At 44.1% G+C, this 21,342-nt stretch carries 21 protein-coding genes, 1 pseudogene and 1 riboswitch; of the genes and pseudogenes, 7 read left to right on the top strand and 15 right to left on the bottom strand.

What is annotated here, in order from left to right; translation table 11 throughout:
* Positions 1–454: 454 nt before the first annotated feature.
* Both ACUVJL_RS03550 and ACUVJL_RS03545 read right to left on the bottom strand, forming a co-directional pair.
* Entirely contained in the window at positions 455–1,543 is a 1,089-nt protein-coding gene (locus tag ACUVJL_RS03550; protein WP_445244583.1) for a WD40 repeat domain-containing protein, read from the bottom strand.
* 241 nt (positions 1,544–1,784) lie between these two features.
* Complete coding sequence (locus ACUVJL_RS03545; protein WP_445244582.1) at positions 1,785–2,756, bottom strand: CobW family GTP-binding protein; 972 nt, start codon at positions 2,754–2,756, stop codon at positions 1,785–1,787.
* A gap of 195 nt (positions 2,757–2,951) precedes the next feature.
* Between ACUVJL_RS03545 and ACUVJL_RS03540 the strand changes: the two genes are divergently transcribed.
* Both ACUVJL_RS03540 and ACUVJL_RS03535 read left to right on the top strand, forming a co-directional pair.
* Positions 2,952–3,275, top strand: coding sequence for a hypothetical protein (locus ACUVJL_RS03540; protein WP_445244581.1), 324 nt, complete (start codon positions 2,952–2,954; stop codon positions 3,273–3,275).
* Positions 3,272–3,658 (top strand): aspartyl protease, encoded by a 387-nt coding sequence (locus ACUVJL_RS03535; RefSeq protein ID WP_445244580.1) that lies wholly within the window; start codon positions 3,272–3,274, stop codon positions 3,656–3,658. The genes ACUVJL_RS03540 and ACUVJL_RS03535 overlap by 4 nt, the downstream gene beginning before the upstream one ends.
* Before the next feature lie 48 nt (positions 3,659–3,706).
* Here the strand turns inward: ACUVJL_RS03535 and cobW are convergent, their stop codons facing one another.
* The 6 genes from cobW to cynS all read right to left on the bottom strand — a co-directional run bounded on the left by cobW (position 3,707) and on the right by cynS (position 10,463).
* Positions 3,707–4,735, bottom strand: a complete 1,029-nt coding sequence (gene cobW / locus ACUVJL_RS03530; RefSeq protein WP_445244579.1) for a cobalamin biosynthesis protein CobW — start codon at positions 4,733–4,735, stop codon at positions 3,707–3,709.
* Positions 4,736–5,099: 364 nt separating this feature from the next.
* Positions 5,100–5,510, bottom strand: a complete 411-nt coding sequence (locus ACUVJL_RS03525) for a DUF1636 family protein (RefSeq protein ID WP_445244578.1) — start codon at positions 5,508–5,510, stop codon at positions 5,100–5,102.
* Between the two features lie 22 nt (positions 5,511–5,532).
* Positions 5,533–5,679, bottom strand: a riboswitch (cobalamin riboswitch).
* A 128-nt stretch (positions 5,680–5,807) separates the two neighbouring features.
* Positions 5,808–7,310, bottom strand: a complete 1,503-nt coding sequence (locus ACUVJL_RS03520) for a DNA-directed RNA polymerase subunit alpha C-terminal domain-containing protein (protein WP_445244577.1) — start codon at positions 7,308–7,310, stop codon at positions 5,808–5,810.
* A complete protein-coding gene (locus tag ACUVJL_RS03515) occupies positions 7,310–8,101 on the bottom strand; it encodes a hypothetical protein (protein ID WP_445244576.1) in 792 nt (263 codons plus the stop codon). The genes ACUVJL_RS03520 and ACUVJL_RS03515 overlap by 1 nt, the downstream gene beginning before the upstream one ends.
* A gap of 178 nt (positions 8,102–8,279) precedes the next feature.
* The gene (clpX, locus tag ACUVJL_RS03510; protein WP_445244575.1) at positions 8,280–9,659 is read right to left on the bottom strand and encodes an ATP-dependent protease ATP-binding subunit ClpX; all 1,380 of its coding nucleotides are present in this window, start codon (positions 9,657–9,659) and stop codon (positions 8,280–8,282) included.
* A 360-nt stretch (positions 9,660–10,019) separates the two neighbouring features.
* A complete protein-coding gene (gene cynS / locus ACUVJL_RS03505; RefSeq protein ID WP_445244574.1) occupies positions 10,020–10,463 on the bottom strand; it encodes a cyanase in 444 nt (147 codons plus the stop codon).
* 441 nt (positions 10,464–10,904) lie between these two features.
* Between cynS and ACUVJL_RS03500 the strand changes: the two genes are divergently transcribed.
* Positions 10,905–11,249 (top strand): slr1659 superfamily regulator, encoded by a 345-nt coding sequence (locus ACUVJL_RS03500; RefSeq protein ID WP_445244573.1) that lies wholly within the window; start codon positions 10,905–10,907, stop codon positions 11,247–11,249.
* Between the two features lie 52 nt (positions 11,250–11,301).
* On the opposite strand, the gene ACUVJL_RS03495 is transcribed toward ACUVJL_RS03500, so the two are convergent.
* Positions 11,302–11,520 (bottom strand): zinc ribbon domain-containing protein, encoded by a 219-nt coding sequence (locus ACUVJL_RS03495; RefSeq protein WP_445244585.1) that lies wholly within the window; start codon positions 11,518–11,520, stop codon positions 11,302–11,304.
* 271 nt (positions 11,521–11,791) lie between these two features.
* Positions 11,792–12,064, bottom strand: coding sequence for a transposase (locus ACUVJL_RS03490; protein WP_445244584.1), 273 nt, complete (start codon positions 12,062–12,064; stop codon positions 11,792–11,794).
* Positions 12,065–12,277: 213 nt separating this feature from the next.
* On the opposite strand from ACUVJL_RS03490, the gene ACUVJL_RS03485 reads away from it, so the two are divergent.
* The 4 genes and pseudogenes from ACUVJL_RS03485 (at position 12,278) to ACUVJL_RS03470 (ending at position 16,393) form a co-directional block, all read left to right on the top strand.
* On the top strand, positions 12,278–12,427 hold the full coding sequence (locus ACUVJL_RS03485) for a hypothetical protein (protein ID WP_445244572.1): 150 nt from the start codon (positions 12,278–12,280) through the stop codon (positions 12,425–12,427).
* 169 nt (positions 12,428–12,596) lie between these two features.
* A pseudogene (locus ACUVJL_RS03480) lies at positions 12,597–12,812 on the top strand (ATP-binding protein); the annotation flags it as partial.
* A 430-nt stretch (positions 12,813–13,242) separates the two neighbouring features.
* Positions 13,243–13,569, top strand: coding sequence for a hypothetical protein (locus tag ACUVJL_RS03475; protein ID WP_445244571.1), 327 nt, complete (start codon positions 13,243–13,245; stop codon positions 13,567–13,569).
* A gap of 238 nt (positions 13,570–13,807) precedes the next feature.
* Positions 13,808–16,393, top strand: a complete 2,586-nt coding sequence (locus ACUVJL_RS03470; RefSeq protein ID WP_445244570.1) for a PAS domain S-box protein — start codon at positions 13,808–13,810, stop codon at positions 16,391–16,393.
* 95 nt (positions 16,394–16,488) lie between these two features.
* Here the strand turns inward: ACUVJL_RS03470 and ACUVJL_RS03465 are convergent, their stop codons facing one another.
* The 5 genes from ACUVJL_RS03465 to ACUVJL_RS03445 all read right to left on the bottom strand — a co-directional run bounded on the left by ACUVJL_RS03465 (position 16,489) and on the right by ACUVJL_RS03445 (position 20,244).
* Positions 16,489–16,950, bottom strand: coding sequence for a VOC family protein (locus ACUVJL_RS03465; RefSeq protein WP_445244569.1), 462 nt, complete (start codon positions 16,948–16,950; stop codon positions 16,489–16,491).
* Positions 16,951–17,199: 249 nt separating this feature from the next.
* A complete protein-coding gene (locus tag ACUVJL_RS03460) occupies positions 17,200–17,343 on the bottom strand; it encodes a hypothetical protein (protein ID WP_333130413.1) in 144 nt (47 codons plus the stop codon).
* A gap of 163 nt (positions 17,344–17,506) precedes the next feature.
* Positions 17,507–17,992 (bottom strand): glutathione peroxidase, encoded by a 486-nt coding sequence (locus tag ACUVJL_RS03455; protein WP_445244568.1) that lies wholly within the window; start codon positions 17,990–17,992, stop codon positions 17,507–17,509.
* 290 nt (positions 17,993–18,282) lie between these two features.
* On the bottom strand, positions 18,283–19,176 hold the full coding sequence (locus ACUVJL_RS03450; protein ID WP_445244567.1) for a DUF2382 domain-containing protein: 894 nt from the start codon (positions 19,174–19,176) through the stop codon (positions 18,283–18,285).
* Between the two features lie 213 nt (positions 19,177–19,389).
* Positions 19,390–20,244, bottom strand: coding sequence for a DUF2382 domain-containing protein (locus tag ACUVJL_RS03445; RefSeq protein WP_445244566.1), 855 nt, complete (start codon positions 20,242–20,244; stop codon positions 19,390–19,392).
* Between the last annotated feature and the right edge of the window lie 1,098 nt (positions 20,245–21,342).

Genomic DNA, 21,342 nt, shown 5'->3' with positions numbered 1-21,342 from the left:
TTTACTTTTCTGGTTTTGGCTTACGTTAGTTAGCCTAGCTGTGTTTTTCGTGGTGTTCGCCACCCACTAACCATTATTGTTTTCCGACCAGTCGTTTGAGCTTGGTGTCTCATTTGTATCGGCGGTTATTCTACCTGTGGTCTAGTATCATTGTATTCTATTTTAAATAGAATGCAATGAAATTTGAAAAATAGATATTGACGCAACTAAACGATTAAAACAAAAGTCGGCAATCAATTAAAGCCGTCCTATTAAGAAGGGGCTTTTACCCAAATTTCCGGTAAAGAGCAAGTTCAGTCTTGGACGCACTTCGACGCTCAGAAACCTGGTTTTTTACTGGATCTGCGGTCTGCAACGAAGTAAACGATCGAAAAACCGGATTTCTGCGCACCCGTGGGTAAGTCCTAAAGTTTTCAATTGTTTATCTTTTGGTCAAACTGGTGTGTATGCGAACTTAGCGCCGCCCGAACTCTTTGCCGCGCAGAGATTTTGACCAAACCAGCAATTCGCCTCCACAGCCGCCAGCAGCGAGAAACTGGCCTTCGGGATGCCATGCGAGACAGGAAAAACCGCCCTCTGCACCTTCTAGAATTTGCAGCAATTGTTCTGCATCGTACCACAAACAAAGTTGACCGTCTGCGGATGCGGAAGCTAATAAAAATGTGGTAGGTTCAAAGGCGATCGCATTTACCACATTTTCATGCACTTCTAACGCCCAACCTTCCCAACCGACTCTTTCATCAGCGTCTCTTTCCCAGACAGAAATGCCTTGAGAACTCGCAGCAGCTAACAAAGGTGCACCCAAAGAATTAGTTTTATCCGACCAAGCTAACTGCCGAACTTTCCCCGGAAAACCCTGCATTACCCACGGTTGAAAACTGCCCCATTCATTAACAATTAGGGTATTGTCCATATTGCCGCAAGCTAAATATTCCCCTGACGGCGACCAAGAAATTGCACCTGTTACAGACGGTACTGACAAGACGTGCGGGTCTTCGTCCCAGTCTTCGCCGTTCCAAACTTTGACGCCTTGATAACCGCTAACTGCCAGATATTTAAGAACAGGATGCCATGCTAAATCGAGGATAGAGGATGAGTCGAAATTCAGGGTTACTTCAACAACATTATCATCAGCATTCCAGACTTGAACACAGCGGCCCATACTGAAAGCTAACTGATTGCAGTTGGGACTCCAAGCTAACTTGTCAACCCAGACGCGCTGGTTATCCAAATCCGCCATTAATTCGCCCGAATCGGCGCGCCAAATTTGCACCCGTCCGTCTTGTCCGCCAGCAGCTAGAAGTTGACTGCCGGAGGAAAAAGACAAGCAATCGGCTGATTTACCCGTGGCAGTTTGCAGCGGTTGCAAGGACAATTCATTAACTGCCCCTACTTTCATCAGCATCACTTCGCCGGCGGCGGAACAGACTGCTAAAGTTTGGCCGTCCGACGACCAAGTAACAGCAGTTACGTAGTCAGACAGCATTGCTTCGGCGTGAAATTCCAGAGTTTGTTCACTTTTATTTTTGTTTTTGTTACCCATATTTATTGAATCTGAAATTTTGCACTATTCTTAAGAACGGGCAAGATGCCCCTTCCACAAGAGATAAATTTTCTTGTTGTGGAACAGGCATCTTGCCTGTTCCGTTCCACAAGAGATAAATTTTCTTGTTGTGGAACAGGCATCTTGCCTGTTCCGTTCCACAAGAGATAAATTTTCTTGTTGTGGAACAGGCATCTTGCCTGTTCATAAAAGGCTTATTAAAAATGCTTCAAGATGTCAGTTAAACCAGACATTTACGGAAATCCTCTCGCAATTGATTTTCCTTTAAGTTGCGACCGATGAATACGAGTTCATTTTTCGGAGTTTCGGTAGCTTTCCAAGGTCTATCCGGCCGGCCGTCGAACACCATGTGTACTCCTTGGAAAACAAATCGCTTGTTGTCTCCGGCGATATTCAAAATGCCTTTTGTCCGAAAGATATTCGGGCCTTGAGTTCGCAACAATTCCTCCATCCAATCGCTAAATTTGTTGCGGTCAATGGCACCGGCTTCTACTATTGCTACTGAGGTAACAGTTTCGTCGTGTTCGTGTTCGTGTTCGCCCAAAAAGTCGGGATCGATTTCTAATGCCCGGTTCAAATCAAATGCTTTAACGCCCAACAAAGCCTGCATTTCTAATTCAGCGTTGCGGGTACGGTGAATTTTTGCCATTGCATTCATGGCACGAATTCGCTTTTCTAATTCTGCCAATTCTTCCTCAGTCACTAAATCAGTTTTGTTTAGTAAAACTACATCAGCGAAGGCAATTTGTTCTTGAGCTTCGTCGGCGTCCCAGTGCTGCCAGATGTGCTTGGCATCGACTACGGTGACAACTGCATCTAGCAGCAATTTGTCCCGCATATCTTCGTCTACAAAAAATGTCTGAATTACGGGCGCGGGGTCGGCTAAGCCTGTGGTTTCGATCACTATGTGGTCGAATTTGTCGCGCCGCTTCATTAAGTTACCGATAATCCGAATTAAATCGCCTCGGACTGTACAGCAAATGCAGCCGTTGTTCATCTCGAAAATTTCTTCGTCGGCATCAATTATCAGTTGGTTGTCGATGCCTACTTCGCCGAACTCGTTGACGATGACTGCAACTTTTTTGCCGTGTTCCTGTGTTAAAATGCGGTTCAGTAGCGTAGTTTTGCCTGCACCGAGATAGCCCGTGAGAACGGTAACAGGAACTGATTCGATCGCCCCAGCACTCACCATACTTGACCTCGATTATTGTACAATGATAACCATTATCGCTATTCTATACCAGACAGGCTGCTAGTAGCAAGAATATTACAAAATGTTAATAAATTGTTCGCGGGAGGTTTTCAGACAGGATTCGGTCAAAAATAGACAAAATAATACTTGTTGGGTTATCATAAATCAATCTCTAAATTTAATTTAAAAAACACCATGACTCCGCTATCTTCCAAGCGAAAAGCGCTGCGCGGTAGAATTTTTCCCGAACAAACTATACCGCCCGAAGAATTAGCAAGGCGCAAAGCAGAAAGAACTAAACTCGGTTTGCGCTGTAGAGAAATATTTGAGCGACTTCGCCCGGAACTGATCGGCGAGTATTACAATTGGTTTATTGCGATCGAGCCGGACAGTGGAGAGTATTTAATTGACAGGAAATTTCTCGGAATCATTGAAAAAGTTAAACAACAATATAGCGATGGAGATGTGAGGCTAACAATATTTTGCCTCAATGAAAGAGGGACCTGCGGTCGGATATGATATCAGGAAGGTTTGGGGAAAACGGAGAGTTATTTTTTGAGATAGAATTGATTGCTTCTAATGGCGAGGTTTTTCCTGTGGAAGTGCTTCTAGACACTGGTTTTACCACAGGTTTTATAGCAATGAATTCTCAAGATTTAGATGCTTTAGATTGGTCTTTAATTGCCCCGCAAATCGAGATGCAGACAGCGCGGGGAGAAGGATTTTTTGATATCTATGAAGCTTGGGTAATTATTGACGGTCAAGATTTGATCGTTCCCGTTCATGTTGGAGAGGATATACCGGAGATTTTAATCGGATCCCAATGGTTAGATAGGATGCAGTTAGTTGTTAATAAACCGATGGAGATTTTGACGTTAGAAATAGTATCGAGTGCAGAATGATTGAAGAACGATCGCCCTTTCTTAAAAAAAGCGATCGCCCGCATTCAACTACAAGAATGACTGTATCTTAGCAGAGTCGAGTTCCCGACCGATCAGCACTAATTTGGTTTGGCGGAGTTCGGAAGGTTGCCAAGGGCGATCGTAGAAATATTCTATGCGCGAGCCCACACCTTGCAACACCATCCTCATCGGTTTCTTGGGAACCGCCACAAACCCTTTAATCCGATAGATTTCCTCCTGCTGCATCAAGGATTGCAGTTTTTTCACCAAAGCTTCAGGTTCAAATTCGCGATCGGCAATAAAGTAAGTCGAGTTAATATCATCATCGTGTTCGTGTTCCTCCTCAGCATCGTGGTGACTCGGGCGAGACTCCAAATCATCCTCAACCGCCGCATTAAATCCTAATAGCACATCAGGGTTAATTTCGCCACCTTTGCAAGGAACAATTTTCACACTTGGACGCAACTCTTGTTGCAACCAGCTTTGCACTTTCTGGTGAGTTTCAGCATCTACGCGATCGACCTTCGTTAAAAGTACCATATCGGCACAGGCTAACTGGTCTTCAAACAATTCCTCGATCGGAGTTTCGTGATCTAAACTAGAATCAGCCTGTCGCTGTGCCATCAAAGCATCGATATCACCGACAAAAGAACCGCTAGCAATAGCTTCGCAATCGACAACAGCAACAACACCGTCCACAGTAGCACCCGTGCGAATTTCCGGCCAGCGAAAAGCTTGAATTAAAGGTTTAGGAAGTGCGAGGCCCGAAGTCTCAATTAAGATACAATCAATTTGTTCTCTGCGCTTCAACAATTCCTGCATAGTCGGCAAGAATTCCTCTTGAACAGTGCAGCAAAGACAACCATTTGTTAGTTCAACAATATTGCTGCTAACATTTTCTTCTTCGTCGCAAACTTGGCAATCGCGCAGCAGTTCTCCGTCAATACCAATTTCGCCAAATTCGTTAACCAGAACAGCAATGCGGCGACCTTGATTATTTTGCAATAAGTGGCGAATTAAGGTAGTTTTGCCGCTACCGAGAAAACCAGTGATGACAGTAACAGGAATTTTGTGCATTGATAATTTTGTGCTTATTTGGTGATGGAATATGTTCTCTCGTTCCCAGGCAGAGCCTGGGAATGCTAATCTAGAGGCTCTGCCTCGCTGGAATAAAGGAGCGCTTTTAATACGAGGCTCTGCCTCGCTGGAATAAAGGAGCGCTTTTGATGACAGTAACAGGAATTTTCTGCATTGATAACTTTGTGCTTATTTGGTGATGGGATATGTTCTCTCGTTCCCAAGCTCTGCCTGGGAATGCTAATCTAGAGGCTCTGCCTCGCTGGAATAAAGGAGCGCTTTTAATACGAGGCAGAGCCTCTGGGTATGCGTTACCAGGCTCTGCCTGGGAACAAGAAAACTACATTCCTTACTACAAACCTATCTAATTTGGTAATGGTGGAATCTTTGCTAAAACGCCTTTTTTCAGAGCTTGAGGACGCTCAGACCAAGGCAACAAACCGTCTGGTTTAGCATAGTATTGACCCGCGCATTCGAGTACAGCCTCGACACTTTCCGACTCATTTGCTGGTAAATCACCAAACAGATAAGTATACTTTCCAACAGCAGCAAAACACACCGCACAAGAGTGACTGCAAGCACTCATGCACTCAACCTCTTGAATCTCAAATTGATCGGAAAACTCCCAATCTTTAGCGAGTTGCGACAAATTTTCCATGAATTGTTGACCGCCGCTTTGGCCTTCGCGCTTGCCGTTTTTCCAAACACTAGCGCAAGCAGTGCAAACAAATAGACTGTGCTTTGTGCGTACAGCCGTGTTAATTCCATCCATCATCCGTACCTCGCAGATGCGTTCAAAAGTGAGTTAGATATCGGCGGGCATTCTGACTTGAGAAACCACAACGGTTTCATTACAGTTGCGGGACAGCGCCGGACTTGCACCGAACTTTCCCCGTTTCCTCTAACGGCTGCTCCCCGCTAGAACCGATCGCGAAATCACATCATACCGCACTTGCCGCCTTTTTGGAAAAAAGTTATGTTGGTAGGAGGGCTTTTTAAGATCTAGCAGTATAAAAGAAACTTTTGTAGTAAGCACTAAAGTCCTTTTTAGGGAACTGGTATTAGCTTTTGGTTACATCCAGATCGCTTGAGCAACTGTACTGCGGATTCGCTTTAAGTTTTCCATACCTATCTCTTTAAGCTTTAACAAAGACTCGTCGCTGGCTTCTACCAATTCAGACACTGTGCGGTATCCAGCAGCTTTCAATATATCAATTTTGCGCTCCGTAAGTCCATAAGGATATACGTGAGATTTTTTTAATTTGCTAATATCTTCCTTTAATATTAGCATTTCACCATGCTCAGGTAATTCAGGCAATTGAATTTTAAACAACTCACTTGTTTTGTGTAATTCTAAAGGCTCATTTCTCTCATTTTTTTCATTTAACCACCTAGTATAAATTTCATTTGTGACCCTAGCGCCACGAGTTTTCTCCAACAATGTGCATAGATTCAAGCTATATCTTGTTCCTCGTCCCCTAGATTTCATTGCCCGTGAAACATCTCGAATTGAAATAAATCCAGTATATTCAAGTAGTTCTAACGGCTTTGATAGACGTTGTGCAATTTCTCTTAAAATAAGTACATTCTGCTTATTTTGCTTACCAGCATCCTGAAATATTAATTCTGCAATGTCGGTTGCAGGATCGATCATTAGTGCATACATACCAAGTTTTGGCTTAAGCTCTTCAATCAAGGGCCAATAGTAGTTACGGGCAAGGTATATCAGCGTCTTTGTGATATTGGCGTAATTGATCTTACGTGTTTTACAGTTGTCAGACAGATTATTCCATGCAAATATAAATCCCCTCATGTTTCCAAGTACAGCCCTTCCCATAAACCCCGCAACATTTTCTAAAGCAAATTGACCAGAGAAAGACTCTTCAGGTAGTCGCTGAGAAAACCTTTTTCTAATTATCTCGGCAAAGTTGGTATTATAATCTTCTAGTTCATCATTCCTTGAAATATCGATCACCGTAGCATCATTATATACATCAAACCTTGTTCCAAAATTAGTAACTCCAGGGTAAATAGCAGCTTTACACGATATTACACTGCTCGATAAAGTCCGAAATATATCGAAAAACTCATGTAGCGGAGCTTCCCGACCAATGTGAGCCGCGTCATCAAATAAAATAACTATTCTTTTCCCAGATGCACTCGATAAACTAGATAATTCTCTCTGAAGTGATGTGGTGTTTGGCAAAGCCTCAAACTCATAGGGATGACCTGATTTAATAATTGTCTTATTTACGGCATCAATTATTAGCTGACTTAACATTCTTTCATACTTCTCACCTTCACTTCTGAGTAATTCAAGATGACGAAGACTGATGTATATGCCAAATGTAGAGCTTAGATTATTTTCAGGATACATTCTTCTTGATGCTTCTATCATAAGCGCACTTTTTCCACTACCACGCGCCCCTTTTAATAACACGGGGCCATGAGCAATCAAATTTGAAATAAAACGCTGCTCTTGTTTTGAGAAATAATGCAGTTTCTCAAACTCTTCAGGCGAACAATCTTCTGCGGCTAAGATCAGCGATGTATTTTCATAAATAGTATTAACCATTAGAAAACTCCCATTTCTTGAATTTCTTTATAAGCTTCGATCGCTACTTGAATATCGAGTTTATTCAGTGCATGACTGACTACAGAAACCAATAACCCAAGGGTAGCGATATTACGAACTGTTTTCTCTATCAGTCGTTGAGTTGTTTCTCGGTCCAAGGCTGAACTTAAAGGAATCACCAGTTCGTGATGTATTCCTTTTGAAAGTTCAGAGTAGACACTTGAAAAATCAGTTAAAGTTTCATGATAGAATCTGTCAAAAGTTTTTATTCTAAGATTGTCTATCCATTCATCCCCCCTGACATCTTCGATTGCATCCAACAGCTTATCAAAGTTAGCAAACCATATTAGTGTCTTATAATAATCTCCAAGCAAAGCTCTAGTAGGGTTTTGCAGTGACTTATCAGCCCAAAGATCCGTAACCTCCTTGTCTGCGAAAACATCACCTTGCCAACGTATAGAGGACTTATGAGGCTTATCCATTAGATAATTGGGCTGGTTTTGACATTCCCTAAGCAGGAGAACTCTAAAAGGATCGAGCCTCGCAATCAGTGCGGTACATCCCAATTCAAGTATACTTCTCCCTAAAAATGGGGCAAATAATGAAATTTGGTTAGGACTTAGGGATTCTAGTCTTATCAGCTCTTTAACAACATTATCAATTGACGCGGACAAATGACTTAGCACTTCATCAATATCACCTCCATCAGGAACTACATTTCCACAGAGTAGTTTGGCTAATGCTGACTGATTACTTACTGGCTCATCGACACCTGATTCATTAGAACTCATTTTATTTCACTGTAACCCGATCGACCGCTCCCAAAATTTTCAACGTTGCTTTGTGAGTCTCTGTGATGCCTGTTACCCCAAAAATATTCATGAGGGGGCTGGGTGCGCCGTGCGCGCCTTACGAATAACTACGAATACGACCTGCAGGGCGCGCAGTTCGCACCCTACAGATTACAAATTAAGCTGTTTCGTGCTTCCGCCATGCGGGGTGCCACAGCAATTCGGCAGTCGATCGCTTCTCGACCATTTCAGGAGTAATCATACAGTTAGCCACATCCTTGCGAGAAGGCAACTCGTACATCACATCCAGCATTAACTCTTCTAAAATGCTGCGGAGAGCTCTCGCGCCAGTTTTGCGACGATAGGCCTCCTGGGCGATCGCCCGTAGCGCTTCCGGCTGGAATTCCAATTCCACGCTGTCCATCTTCAACAGCTTTTGATACTGCTTCACCAGCGCATTCCGGGGCTCAGTCAATATCTGCATCAAAGCTGCTTCATCCAGGGGCGAAATCACCGTCACCACCGGTATCCGCCCGACAAACTCAGGAATCAAACCAAACTTGACTAAATCGTCCGGCTGTACCTGCTGCAAAATATCAGCCGCCCGCTTGTCCTTCGCCGGCAAAGTTGAGTTGCTGTCGCTTGGTGTTGGCTGAATAAAGCCCAAGGATTTTTTACCCAAACGCTGTTCAACTATTTTTTCCAAACCGACAAAAGCACCGCCGCAAATAAATAGAATTTTGCTCGTGTCAATTTGAATAAAATCTTGGTAAGGATGTTTGCGGCCGCCTTGCGGGGGCACATTAACCACTGTTCCTTCCAACATTTTTAGCAGCGCTTGCTGCACTCCTTCTCCCGATACATCCCTGGTGATCGAAGTGTTTTCACTTTTGCGAGCAATCTTGTCAATTTCATCAATATAAATAATGCCACGCTGCGCCGATTCGACATCAAAATCCGACATTTGCAACAGCCGCAGCAAAATATTTTCTACATCGTCGCCGACATATCCAGCTTCTGTCAGCGTCGTCGCATCGGCTACCGCAAACGGGACTTCCAGCATTTGCGCCAAACTTTGCGCTAACAAAGTTTTGCCGCAACCTGTCGGCCCAACTAGCAGGATGTTGGATTTTTGCAGTTCTACATCGCTGTCAGCGGAAGACTTGTCGCTATCTTTAGCTTGGTCAACGCTCAAGCGCTTGTAGTGGTTGTAAACTGCTACAGACAGGACTTTTTTTGCTGAATGCTGGCCGATGACGTGGTTGTCTAAATGCTGCTTAATGTCTGTGGGTTTCGGAATTTGAGCTAAAACCATTTTCGATTTATTCGATCGACCCGGGCGCCGCGTTCCTTGTCCTGGAGACTCTCGCACCTCTGATTGGGGAATCTGTTGATTAATTGTTTTACTGGAGTCAAAGAACTCCTCCTCTAAAATTTCATTGCACAGTTCCACGCATTCATCGCAAATGTAGACGCCGGGCCCAGCTATTAACTTGCGGACGTACTCTTGCGACTTCCCGCAAAAGGAGCATCTCAGATGGGAGTCATATTTTGACATATTTGCCTCTTAATTTACTTGCGGTTGCTTGTTGCGACTGGGGAAGTTGCCGCGGGAGCGACCGATTGCTCTGCCCTAGAAAGGTTTCCCGATCGGACACCCAAGCCAGTCAGTCGATTTTAGATTTTAGATTTTAGATTTTAGATTTACTCCACAGATGAATTTTGGAGCTTGAACTTTGGTCTAAAATTTGGCGCTCTGCACTTCTGGCGTCGGGGGCTTGTTTCCGTTTTTTGGCGGAGTCAAGCTTCGCGATCTCTATTTATAAGTTAACACTTTTGAGGCCTCAGTCATTAGTCAGTAGCCATTCCACCCAATTTTTAATTTTTAATTTTCATTTGAAGGTAAAACAGCACTGGCTTACCATTTTTTGTAGGCCAAAAATTTTCCCGACATAATTATTTTCACTCGATCGCCTTTTGGGTCTGCTTCTTTCTCGACATCCAAAGTAAAGTCGATCGCGCTCATAATCCCGTCACCAAATTTTTCCTGTATCACTGCTTTGAGTGGCATCCCGTAAACCTGCATAATTTCATAGAAACGATAAATCAGAGGATCAACCGGAACCGAGGCCTCCAAAGTACCTTTTAACGGAGGTTCACAGAGAACCGCAGCCGTCTCGCTATCTAGGCCCAAAGCCGAGACTATTTTCTGGGCTTCATCGACCGATGCGGTTGCTTGACGGTAAATAACCGCCGCAATCCAAACTTCGTCGCGCCCCAAAACTTTTTCCAAATCTGCCAAACTAATTCCCTTAGCTTTTTTAGCAGCCAAAAGCTTTTCTGTAATTTCTGAAATTGCCATTAAATATTCTCCCACTCACTGCCGTGTCCGATGTGAAATATTTCTCACATTTTGGTGATTTTGTCAATACCAAAGTCAGAAAAAAAACCGGATTTATCACTCGGAACTTCAGCAAAAGCTGGTCTCGTCAACCCCCACAACTCATACAATTTGAGATTTGAGATTTGAGCTTTGGCAATGACTGAGGACTACCAGGGTTGAGAGCTAGTCAACAGTTGCATTCTTTTTTTAAACTGGTATCACAACTGAATCAATCCCAAAATAACTCATAACTGCCCTGCGGCAATGGTACAGTTGGCAGTATATGTATTACAAGTTACACAAGCAAAGGCATTAGGCATTCCGCAAACCGCCGAATTTTTATCGTGCTAGCGTGAAGATCAATTCTCGCTCCGGCAGCCAAAGCCCCTTTACCGCTCACAACCCACAACCGAGAAAAGTATGGAGATTAAGACCAAAGATTACACGCTCGAGTACGATCGCGATACGCAAACAGTCACCTGCAGCGGCGCGTTCCGACTCAACCTGGTGGAAGAATACGCGCCCATCGTCGATTTGCTCAACGAAGTAGCTGACTCCTCGCCAAACACGGTTACTCTAGACTTGCGAAAGCTAGAATTTTTAAATAGTTCGGGAATTAATATTGTCTCCAAATTTGTCATCAAAGTACGCCAGCAAAAAAATATTCAAATCGCCATAAAAGGCTCTAAACAGATCCCCTGGCAGAAAAAATCCCTGAAGAACTTGCAGCGGCTGATGCCTTCCTTGCAATTAGAATTTGAATAGTAGAGAAAAAGTTGACATTCTCGCCGACTATCAGGTACGGGGATTCTAAGAATCACTTCTGAGATTTCCTCTTGCTGCGACTCGGCTTACTTGAAAAAGTTTCCTCACTCAAGAAGAGGTCGATATCTCCAGAGGCGTTTAACGTTCCCCTGTGCCCCACGGTACGAAGTGCTAATTCAAGTATGTTCCGCGCTGCATTCCAATCTCTGTCCTGTACGTGACCTCCGTGAGGACATCTGTGAGTTCTTTCACTTAGCGACTTTTTAACTATTTCCCCGCAGTTAGAGCAGTTCTGACGCTGTGTAGTGCGGTAGAACAGTTACTGTTGCTACACCAAATACCTTGCCGAATACTCTACCGATTGCCGGAAAGCTGACCACGCAGCATCAGAAATAGACTTAGCTAATTTTCTGTTTCTAATCATGTTCTGTACCTGCAAATCATCTTAGGCCACCAAGTCGTTAGATTCGACCACGCCGGAGAGCCAACTTCACGGCAAAATCTTTACGCTGCCTACTTACTTTGAGGTGCTTTCGACTCAATCAATTTCTTGATGAGGCTCTATTCTTAGATTCCTTCTTAGTTCTGGAGAGTCTGCGATTAAGTCGTTTGAGGGCTTTTTCGGACTTCCTCAGATGTCGTGGGTTATCAACAGTTTGGCCCTCTGAGTCGGTGTAGAAATGAGGCAACCAAACATCAAGACCGATCGTCTTGCCTGTTGGCTCTCGTTTCTCTATCCCTTCTTGATCGATAATACAGAACTGGCAATAATATCCATCGGCTCGACAGACAACGGAACCGGGACTCGAAGACATCATTCCCGATACCCAAAAATTTATAACGCCGGCAAACACTTGCTGAATTTTATTAACGATATTCTCGACCTTTCTAAGATAGAAGGGGGTCGGATGGAGCTTTACTTATAAAATTTTTACTGGTAATTTAATATCAGAAGTCGTTGCAACTTTCACCCTTGGGTAGAAAAAAATTACAATCAATTACAAGTTTCTTGCTCTGGGAATTTGGGAGTGATGTATACAGATTTGACTAAAGCCCGGCAAATTCTGTCCAATTTGCTCTCGAATGCCCTGAAGTTTACCGAAGGTGGAACGGTGCTGTTGGGCGCGACTCGCTTTCCCAGCAGATGGCAGCGATTGGGTTTATTTGCAGGTATCTGATACGGGGATTGGAATGTCCGCAGAACAGCAGCAGGGTTTGTTTCAACTTAGATATTGCACCCTTATTAATTAGCCTTTTATGAACAGGCAAGATGCCTGTTCCACAAGAAAATTTATCTTTTGTGGAACGGGCAAGATGCCCGTTCTTGAGAATGGTGCAAGATGTGAGTTTCAACCTTTTATTCAAGGGTATGCTTCGACTACTCGCAAGTACGGCGGCACTGGTTTGGGATTGGCGATTAGCCGCTTGTTTTGCCCGATGATGGGCGGCAATATCACTGTAGAGAGTTAGTTGGGTTTTGGCTCTACTTTTACTGTTCATTTAAAAGCAAAAGTTGATATTAGTTATAAGGAAGTTATACAACGAGCAATGTACAAGATTTAACGGATTTAACGGGGAATTCTGCAACGAATTGTGTACGGGATTTAATGGATTTAAGGAAAGGAAGAGATGGAATAATTCCCGATTACCCATTCCCCCATTACCAATTCCCTTTTTAATTGTGACACCGATCGCGATCGACCTCTGTTGGCGATCACACAGTAGCATTTTTTCTTAGCCTAGAATACATATATAACCCCAAAAATGTCCCGCAGGATCTGGCGCCTCGCTGCATTCACAAGTCGCACCTCAAGCTGATTAAGGGGGTGGGGGGTTGCTTGCAGAAAGGTAATTGGATAAAAGTAATGCTATGATCGCGAACCAGTAGAAGGCAAAAGTTAACAAGAAATCAGGAATTATCAAAGGTGTCTGGACGCAGAAACACAATTCTGCTTTTTGCCTTCATACTGCTGCTTTTACTGGCCAGATAGCAATGCTGCTGAAAGCAGTGGCCAAGTTCTCAGAATCACAGGAGTGCATCTACATGATTACACCTTGCAGTCAACCGCTAAAAATAAATCCTTTCACTTGTTATCGCGATCCCGCTACAGGGAGGTGGACTACTGTAGTTACAAGTGTTGAGGACGCTTGCGAAACAGACTCTAGTTTGAAAGCAACAGCCGAAGGCGAAAACGAAGGTAAAGCACAAAGCCTCATTTCTGATTCTCCTGCTGTCTCGCGGCCGAAAAAAAGCCTTTCCTTCTCCTTGCCTCCCTTTAAAAAGCTTGCTAAAAAATCTGCTGTTACTATCAGCAGGTAGCTATCGCAGGGGTCTAATCTAGTTTCCACGGTTAGTTTCCAGGGCTGGCGAAATAAAAAAAACGAACTTATAGCGGTTCTCAAAAAAGTGAGGTATGCCCTATGCCCACGGAGGCCTATGCCCACGGAGGCCTATGCCCTATGACGGATAGTACCTCATCTTTCTGAGAAAGGCTATATCCCTAGCAGAGATTGCCAAAAAGCGATATACTGGCAGCAAACTTTCTCCTTCAATATCCGTGAAGTATTTGCTCGATCGCTGCCTCCAATTTGTATGGACAGACCGACCAATTCGCCAGCGGGGAACAGTCATAGTTGCTATCCCCGTGATTTGTCTGTTTGCTTCGCTGATAGCAATTGCAGCCCTCCGGGATAGTACCCTACAGATAAGAAAGCGATCAGATACTAATAAGGCAATTCTTCAGGAAACTAACCGCTTGTTAACAATGGTGGTGGATGCCGAAACAGGCATTCGGGGTTACGGGCTGACGAAGCGCCGCGAATTTCTATCACCCTACTTAGAAGCCAAGAAGAGTTTGCCTCCGCTGCTGGCTAAACTCAAGGTTGCGGTTCGAGGAAATAAACTGCAAGCTCAGCGATTTGAAGAAATTAAAAAAAGTACCGAAGAGCAAATAAATTTCTTGCAAAACACTTTGAATAAGCTCGACAGTTCGGCAACAAGCGTGCAGTCGCCGGAAATAATTCAGGTGTTCGGTCAAGGTAGGTTGAAGATGGATAACCTGCGCAAAAAATTTAATGCGTTTGTTGATGTAGGCGAAGCCTATCAGAAAGCAGTAGATCGGCAAATACGGGAGTTGATAGATTTCACTAATTTTGTGCAAGTTGCTGGGTTGCTTTTCGGCTGTTTGGGTGGAGGGGCTTCCTGGTATTTATTTGATAGTTTAGAGAAGGAATTGAGGAAGCGGGAAGCTGGCTGGGAAGAAAGTAAAAGTCGCATTCAAGCTGTGGTAGACAATGCGGCTGACGGTATTATTACATTGGACGCATGGGGAAATATTGAGTCTTTTAATAGGGCAGCAGAAAAGATTTTTGGCGAGAAAGCCGATCGCATAATTGGCTCGAACCTGCGGCGGCTGATAGCTCTACCGCAGCCTTACAGCACCGCAGGGGATTATTCGATCGAATATTTTGTGTTAAATCCCGATACTAAGCTGAAGACTTACCAGCAAGAAACAGTTGGAGTTCGCAGCGACGGAACTAAGTTTCCGATGGAGTTGGCTGTCAGCGAAATGCGTGTGGCAAATCAACACTTGTTTATTGCGATTTGCCGCGATGCCCGAGGACGGAAAGAAGCCGAGGAAACTCTGCGCAAGCAAGCGCAAATGCTGGATTTGGCGAACGATACGATCGCGGTACTAGACTTGAACGGGGCGATTTCTTATTGGAATTTGGGGGCGAAGTGGCTCTACGGGTGGCGGAAGTCGCAAGCAATAGGAAAAAATATTCACGAGCTTTTACAAACAGAATGGACCCAACCTTTGGAGGTAATTGAAAAAGTGTTTTTCGAGCGGGGTTCTTGGCAAGGGGAACTGGTGCGCACCAAGGCAGACGGCACAAAAATAACGGTGGCAAGCCGATGGACTTTGCAGCACGACGATCAAGATAAACCGGTGGCTATTTTGGAAATCAGCAACGATATTAGCGATCGCAAACGCTCAGAAATTGCTTTAGCCGAAAGCGCGCAGCGGTTTCGCGCTACTTTTGAGCAGGCGGCAGTCGGCATGGCCCAAGCGACTGTGGAAGGTAAATTTCTGTTAGTCAATCAAAAACTTTGCGAAATTTTGGGCTACAGCCGCCAAGAATTGGTGGAGAAAAGATTTCAGGAGATTACTTGCACCGAAGATTTAACAAGCGAAGAGGAACTTTTGCGCCAATTGTTAGCAGGAGAAATTGAAAATTTCTCTCTGGAAAAGCGCTACATCCGCAACGACGGAGAGTTGGTGTGGGCAAACTTGACGGTTTCGCTGCTGCGAGAACAAAATGGCACTCAATTTCTGATGGCTGTGGTAGAAGATATTCGGGAACGCAAACAAGCTGAGGAATCGCTGCGGTTGCGCGCTGAAGAATTGAGTTGGACGGCGCAGATGCTGGCTCAAACGACGAATGTTTTGAGAAAGCGGAATCAAGAATTAGACCAGTTTGCTTATGTAGTTTCTCACGATTTGAAAGCGCCGCTGAGGGCGATCGCAAATCTCAGCAGTTGGATAGAAGAAGACCTCAGCGAGTCGATGACAGAGGATACTCTGCACCAAATGAACCTGCTGCGCGGCAGAGTTCACCGCATGGAAGGTTTGATTGAGGGACTGCTGCAATATTCCCGCGTCGGACGCATTCAAGTGCCTTCAGAAATGGTAAAAGTTGAGAAGTTATTAGCAGAAATTATTGATTCCTTGGCGCCGCCGTCTGGATTTGAGGTGAAAGTTGAACCGGGAATGCCAACTTTTGTGACGGAAAAATTGGCGCTACAGCAGGTTTTTTCTAATTTAATTAGCAACGCCATCAAGCACAACCGAGCTGAATCGGGTCACGTAAAAATATCGGTTAAAGAGTTAGATGATTTTTACGAGTTTTCTGTAGAGGATGACGGGCCGGGGATTGCTCCTCAATATCACGATAAAGTTTTTGTAATTTTTCAGACCTTGGAAGCTCGCGATAAAGTTGAAAATACTGGCATTGGTTTGTCGCTGGTGAAGAAAATTGTCGAAGGTCAAGGAGGTACTATTTCCCTAGAATCTGCCGAAGGTGAAGGAGCAACTTTTCGATTTACTTGGCCGAAGCAACCTATTAGCAAAGACGCAAAATAAAACAAATTTAAACGTAGGGTGCGCACACCAGCACTGCGATCAAAATAGTAAATGTAGGCTGCGCACACCAGCACCCAGAGGCCGATAGCGACTGTTTAAACTGCATCACAACGGATTTCGATGATAAATCCATCAGGATCGTAAAAGTAAATGCCGCGTCCTGTAGCGCGAGTGACGGGGCCGCTGTCGATCGCAATTTGATTTGACTTTAGCACTTCGAGAGCGCGATCGAACAAATCCGGCTCGATATCGAAGGCTAAGTGGTTGGCGCGAGTAAAAGCCTTCTGGGGGTCTGGGTTTGGCGGTTCCAAGTCGGGCTGCCAAAATAGGTCAATCACTGTGTCGTCAGGGGTGACGAAATTAGCGACTTTACCAGCGGCTACCATTTCTGTTAAAGTTGCGGGAATTTCTGCACCTGTTAGTTCGTGCAAACCGAGAATTGTCCCGTAGAAGTGGCGGGAAGCTTTCATGTCGCGCACGTTTAAAGCGATATGGTGAACGCGCCGCAAGTTCCCCGGCGCGAGGACAATTTTGACGGTGTTTTCGGTAGTTTGCATGATTGTCAATTGTGAATGTTATATAACAAGTCCGATGGAAGTCGGAAAAAGGAAGAAGCACTAAAATTAAGGGTTTCAGAAATTAAGAACTTTCTCCTCTTCTTGGCGGTTGCTATAAAATTGAATTCGGTTAGATTTATTCAGAGTTTGTAGTGAAGACTTCAGTCCTCATGGAAATCTGAGGACTAAACTCCTCACTACGAACCACTTTTATTAGGGTTGTGCGATCGCACCTCATATCAATTATTGTTATTTTTCTTTAGGGAACGATGCCATGCCTACAAATAGCATGGCCAGCCCACCTGCAAGAATTGCGAAGGCAAGTAAACCTACAACTAAATCTAATCCCGATGTATTTTCCATTAAATTAAACCGTTCTCCAATTAAATCCAATCATCGGTATTTGTTAATTGCTGAGTGGTTGCCAACAATGGGGAAGAGAAGAAAAAAACAAACTCTCAAGCTATAAAAAAAGCATATTAAGTTCTTCCCTCTTCCCTAAACATCCATTCGTTAAATCCGTTAAGTCCTATACACTGCTTCGTTGCCGAACTTCTTATTTTGCCAATTCTCGATCAATCGCAGCGATCAGTTCTGGCGAATCTGGGCCCACGCTGCTACGGAATCTGGCAACCACTTCACCCTGTTTGCTAACTAAGAATTTCTCAAAATTCCAGGAAACCTCACCCTTGGGATCGACTGCACTCGTAAGCTTAGCGTACAGCGGGTGCTGCTGAGTGCCTTTAGCGCGTACTTTGTCAAATAATTCAAAGCTGACGCCGTATTTTGTCGTACAGAAATTGACGATTTCTGAATTACTTCCGGGTTCTTGACCTCCGAAGTCGTTGCAGGGAAATCCTAAAACGCGGAGTCCAGCCGCGCTGTACTTCTGGCTCAATTCTTCGAGTCCTTTGTATTGAGGTGTATAGCCACATTTGGAAGCTACGTTAACTATCAAGAGTACCTTGCCAGCGTACTCTCCTAGCTGCTTGTCTTCGCCTGCGATCGTTTTTACTTTAATGTCGGAGATGGTGCTGGGCATTTTCAAATACTTTTAAATTTGACCACCACAATTTTACCGCAATTCGGTAAAATTTTGTCGAGATGCCGATCGCTAAAAATTTAAATATCCCAACTGGGGCGGGTTTACGGAGTTCGGGCTTATATTATAGATATTGGTGAACCTGCCCCTGGCAACATTACAATTAATTTACCGAAGATGATCTTAGTAGATGGGGGTGAACTTTCCCCACAAAACTGATCGCCACTGTCCGCTATTAGATTTAAGTTTCTCGCTAATAGCTAAAATCCACACCGAGGAGGACGAAGAGTTTAACTATCTGAGTGGTTTTCCGTGAGCCATTTTTGGTAAGTATCCTCAAGTTGCTGGTTTTCCAGAACGAGTTCTAGACGGACTTTGACGCAACCGTGGCGGGGTTGAGAGGCGATCGAATTTAAGATTTTGCTAGCTTTCTGCACAGAGGTAAATTCAGCCTTAACTGTCGGTTCCTGGCGATCGCTCTTAATCTCCGTCAAATCTATACCAGTGATGCTTCCCTCGCCCAAATCTATTTCTGCCAACACCTTCGGATCGTCGCCGATTTGTTCGACAATCAGCTTTTCCCACTGGATCGGCACTTGTACCATCCGAGTTTCAATTTCTTTGCGGACGATGACTTCGCCGACTTTGCGCTTGCTGCGATTGATCACCAATCGTTCTTCTAGGAGGCGAATTACTTCTTGATCGACAATATCAAAGTTTTCCTCATCCTCATCTGTCTCCAAATTTTCATCTGTGCGATCGGCATCTGTTAGATTTGACATAACTGTTGAGGGATTAGTTAACTCGCTGTTGTTAAATTCACTAGGCCGTTCTGAGGGATTTTCTAAAGACTCATGCCCGGCATTTGCCGAAACTCCCGGCAGGAGATCAACATGAGCCGAATTAATACTTAGAAACAGCGCTTTTTGGTGATAATCGACCTTTTTGAGCAGCTTAATATTTACTATAAAAACGCGGGTATTTTCGCTGCCTAGCCCTGCCACCACAAAGTTTAACTGACCGCTAGCATCAAAATAGACATCTTTTATTTTGCCTACCAACTGACCTTTATTGTCTTTGACTGTAAAACTTTTTAGCTTAGTTCTGACTTTTTCCGGCACCCGGTTTAGACGGGTAATTGATTTGGCAGTTGCTATCTTTTCGGCTGAGGCTTGACCGTTCATTTTTTTAACTTTCCTGAAACTTTCCTGTTTAGGGATTTTTATTAGGCATTGCTAAAGGCGGGAAAAGTGCATAAACTTTGGCCAAACCAGACAATTTTTTTACTGTCCCCGCCCCGTTATATAGGAATTGCGCAATGCCACAAATCACACCTGCGGAGTGACAGAATTATGTCATTAATACGCAATTCCTATGCAATACCTGTTGGGGTTGGTTTAGATATCTTTATTATCTACAACCGCAGTTCCATCGGTCTTAACGTCTAATTCTTCACGACGCAAAGTTTCTTCGCCCTCAACCGTGGTGTGAACCACTTCTTTTCTGACGTTGACTTCTTCCCGCACGAAAGCTTCCTTGTGAATGTCGGCAGTTTCTTCGTAGACTTCCATGCGTGCAACTTCCCCTGATTGGAAGTCAGCCTCACCGACTGAAACTACTTGACCCGCTTCTACGGGCGTTACTCGCTCGATTACGACTCGTTCTTTTTCAATGGGTACTGAAGCTCGCGCTGTTTCAGTTTCGACGCGCTTGCCAACTGCTACTTCGCCTGTTTTTGCGCGGTGTTTGTTAGCAATCAAGCGTTCTTCATAAAGCTTGAGATTTTGGTGCTGCTGTTCGTTGGTTTCGTAGAGGGGGCGGTCGATATCGTAGCTGTAGCTGCTGCGATCGTAGCTAGCAGGAGTTGCAGTGCTTGCAGCGGCAGTTTCTTGATTGCGGTAAACGCCTCTTACCTGTTCTTCGCGATCGTAATCTACTGATTCTAATTCATTGTAAGCCGGCAATTGTTCTGCTTGAGCTTTGCTGCGAAGACCTGTGGCGTAGACGCGACGGGCTCCGTAGTCGAAGCGAGCCGAGCCGATTGGCAGCAATACTTTTTTCCCAAAAATCCAAATACCGGTATCAATTACCAGATAGCGAAAACGACCCGTGTCATCAACCAAAGCGTCATAAACGGTGCCTACTTTTTCATCAGAGTCACCAGCATAAACATCAAATCCCTTGATGTCGTCTCCAGCAAAAATTTCTTCCTGATAATTAGGATAAAAATCTGCTAATCTTTGAAGTGCCATGTGTTTTTTCCTCTTCTGTACTACTTAGATTCATAGTAGAAATTAATTTGTTGACTTCCCTCTCCCTAAAGTCTGAAGTGTATAATTTAGGGCGTTTAATACTATAGGAATACTGCCCCATCTCTTCTTGGGTAGCGTACTCAGCTATTCTAAAGGTTGTAAAATTCCTCTAGATGGAAATATTGGCTATTGACAGGCTCAGCATTAGAGTAGTTTATATTAAACAGGACTGATAGCAAATCCGGCTTCTTATACCAATTCACAAAAGTATTGCTACATATAGATGGTACGCGAGCATCTCTAGGGAAACAGCCCTGCCGTGTCCTTACGGTCCGCTTCGACTGTTAATAATTGTTAATACTAATTTAAAAAAGTCTTCCTACTATCCTCAATCTTATACCAATGATTAAAAGTCAAAGGAAACCTTAGGGACACGGGACTATGCCCTGTCCTACTCCCCGCCCCGGACAAGGCCGGGCCCCGTGTCCCTACTGTTAATAATTGTTAAGTATATGGTTACAAATAAACATTACGTTACAAATAAACATTACCAAGATAATTGGGTCTAAAGCCCCTTCTTAATAGGACGGCTTTAATTGATTGCCGATTTTTGTTTTAATGGTTTAGTTGCGTTAGTATCTATTTTGAAAATTTCCTTGCATTCTATTTCAAGTAGAGTACAATGATACTTATACCATCAGGGTAAACGCATATTGTCAATAACGAGGGGTTTTAGCATAATAACTCGGCTTTATTGTTGTTTATTGAGAACGGTTTTTCCACCTGTAGCGCTTTTGTCTCTACTCAAACGCTATATATGGGAATTTAGAAATTAGATGCGTTTACCCTGCTTATACCATAGGTAGAATAACCGCCGATACACATGAGACACCAAGCTCAAACGACGGGTCGGGAAACAATAATGGTTAGTGGGTGGCGAAAACCACGAAAAACACCCTAGTACAGCTCGGCGTAAGTATACAGACTATATTTGTGGTAGAATAACATATAGCGTTTCTCAGAAAGATGAGGTAAGCCGAGGTATGCTGCAAAGGTGGCAGCAGCGAGATTTTTAGGTAAAGATTAGTCCGCAAACCA

The organism is Microcoleus sp. OTE_8_concoct_300, assembly GCF_031383065.1.
Classification (GTDB): Bacteria; Cyanobacteriota; Cyanobacteriia; order Cyanobacteriales; family Microcoleaceae; genus Microcoleus.
This window is presented reverse-complemented; position numbering and strand designations above follow the sequence as displayed.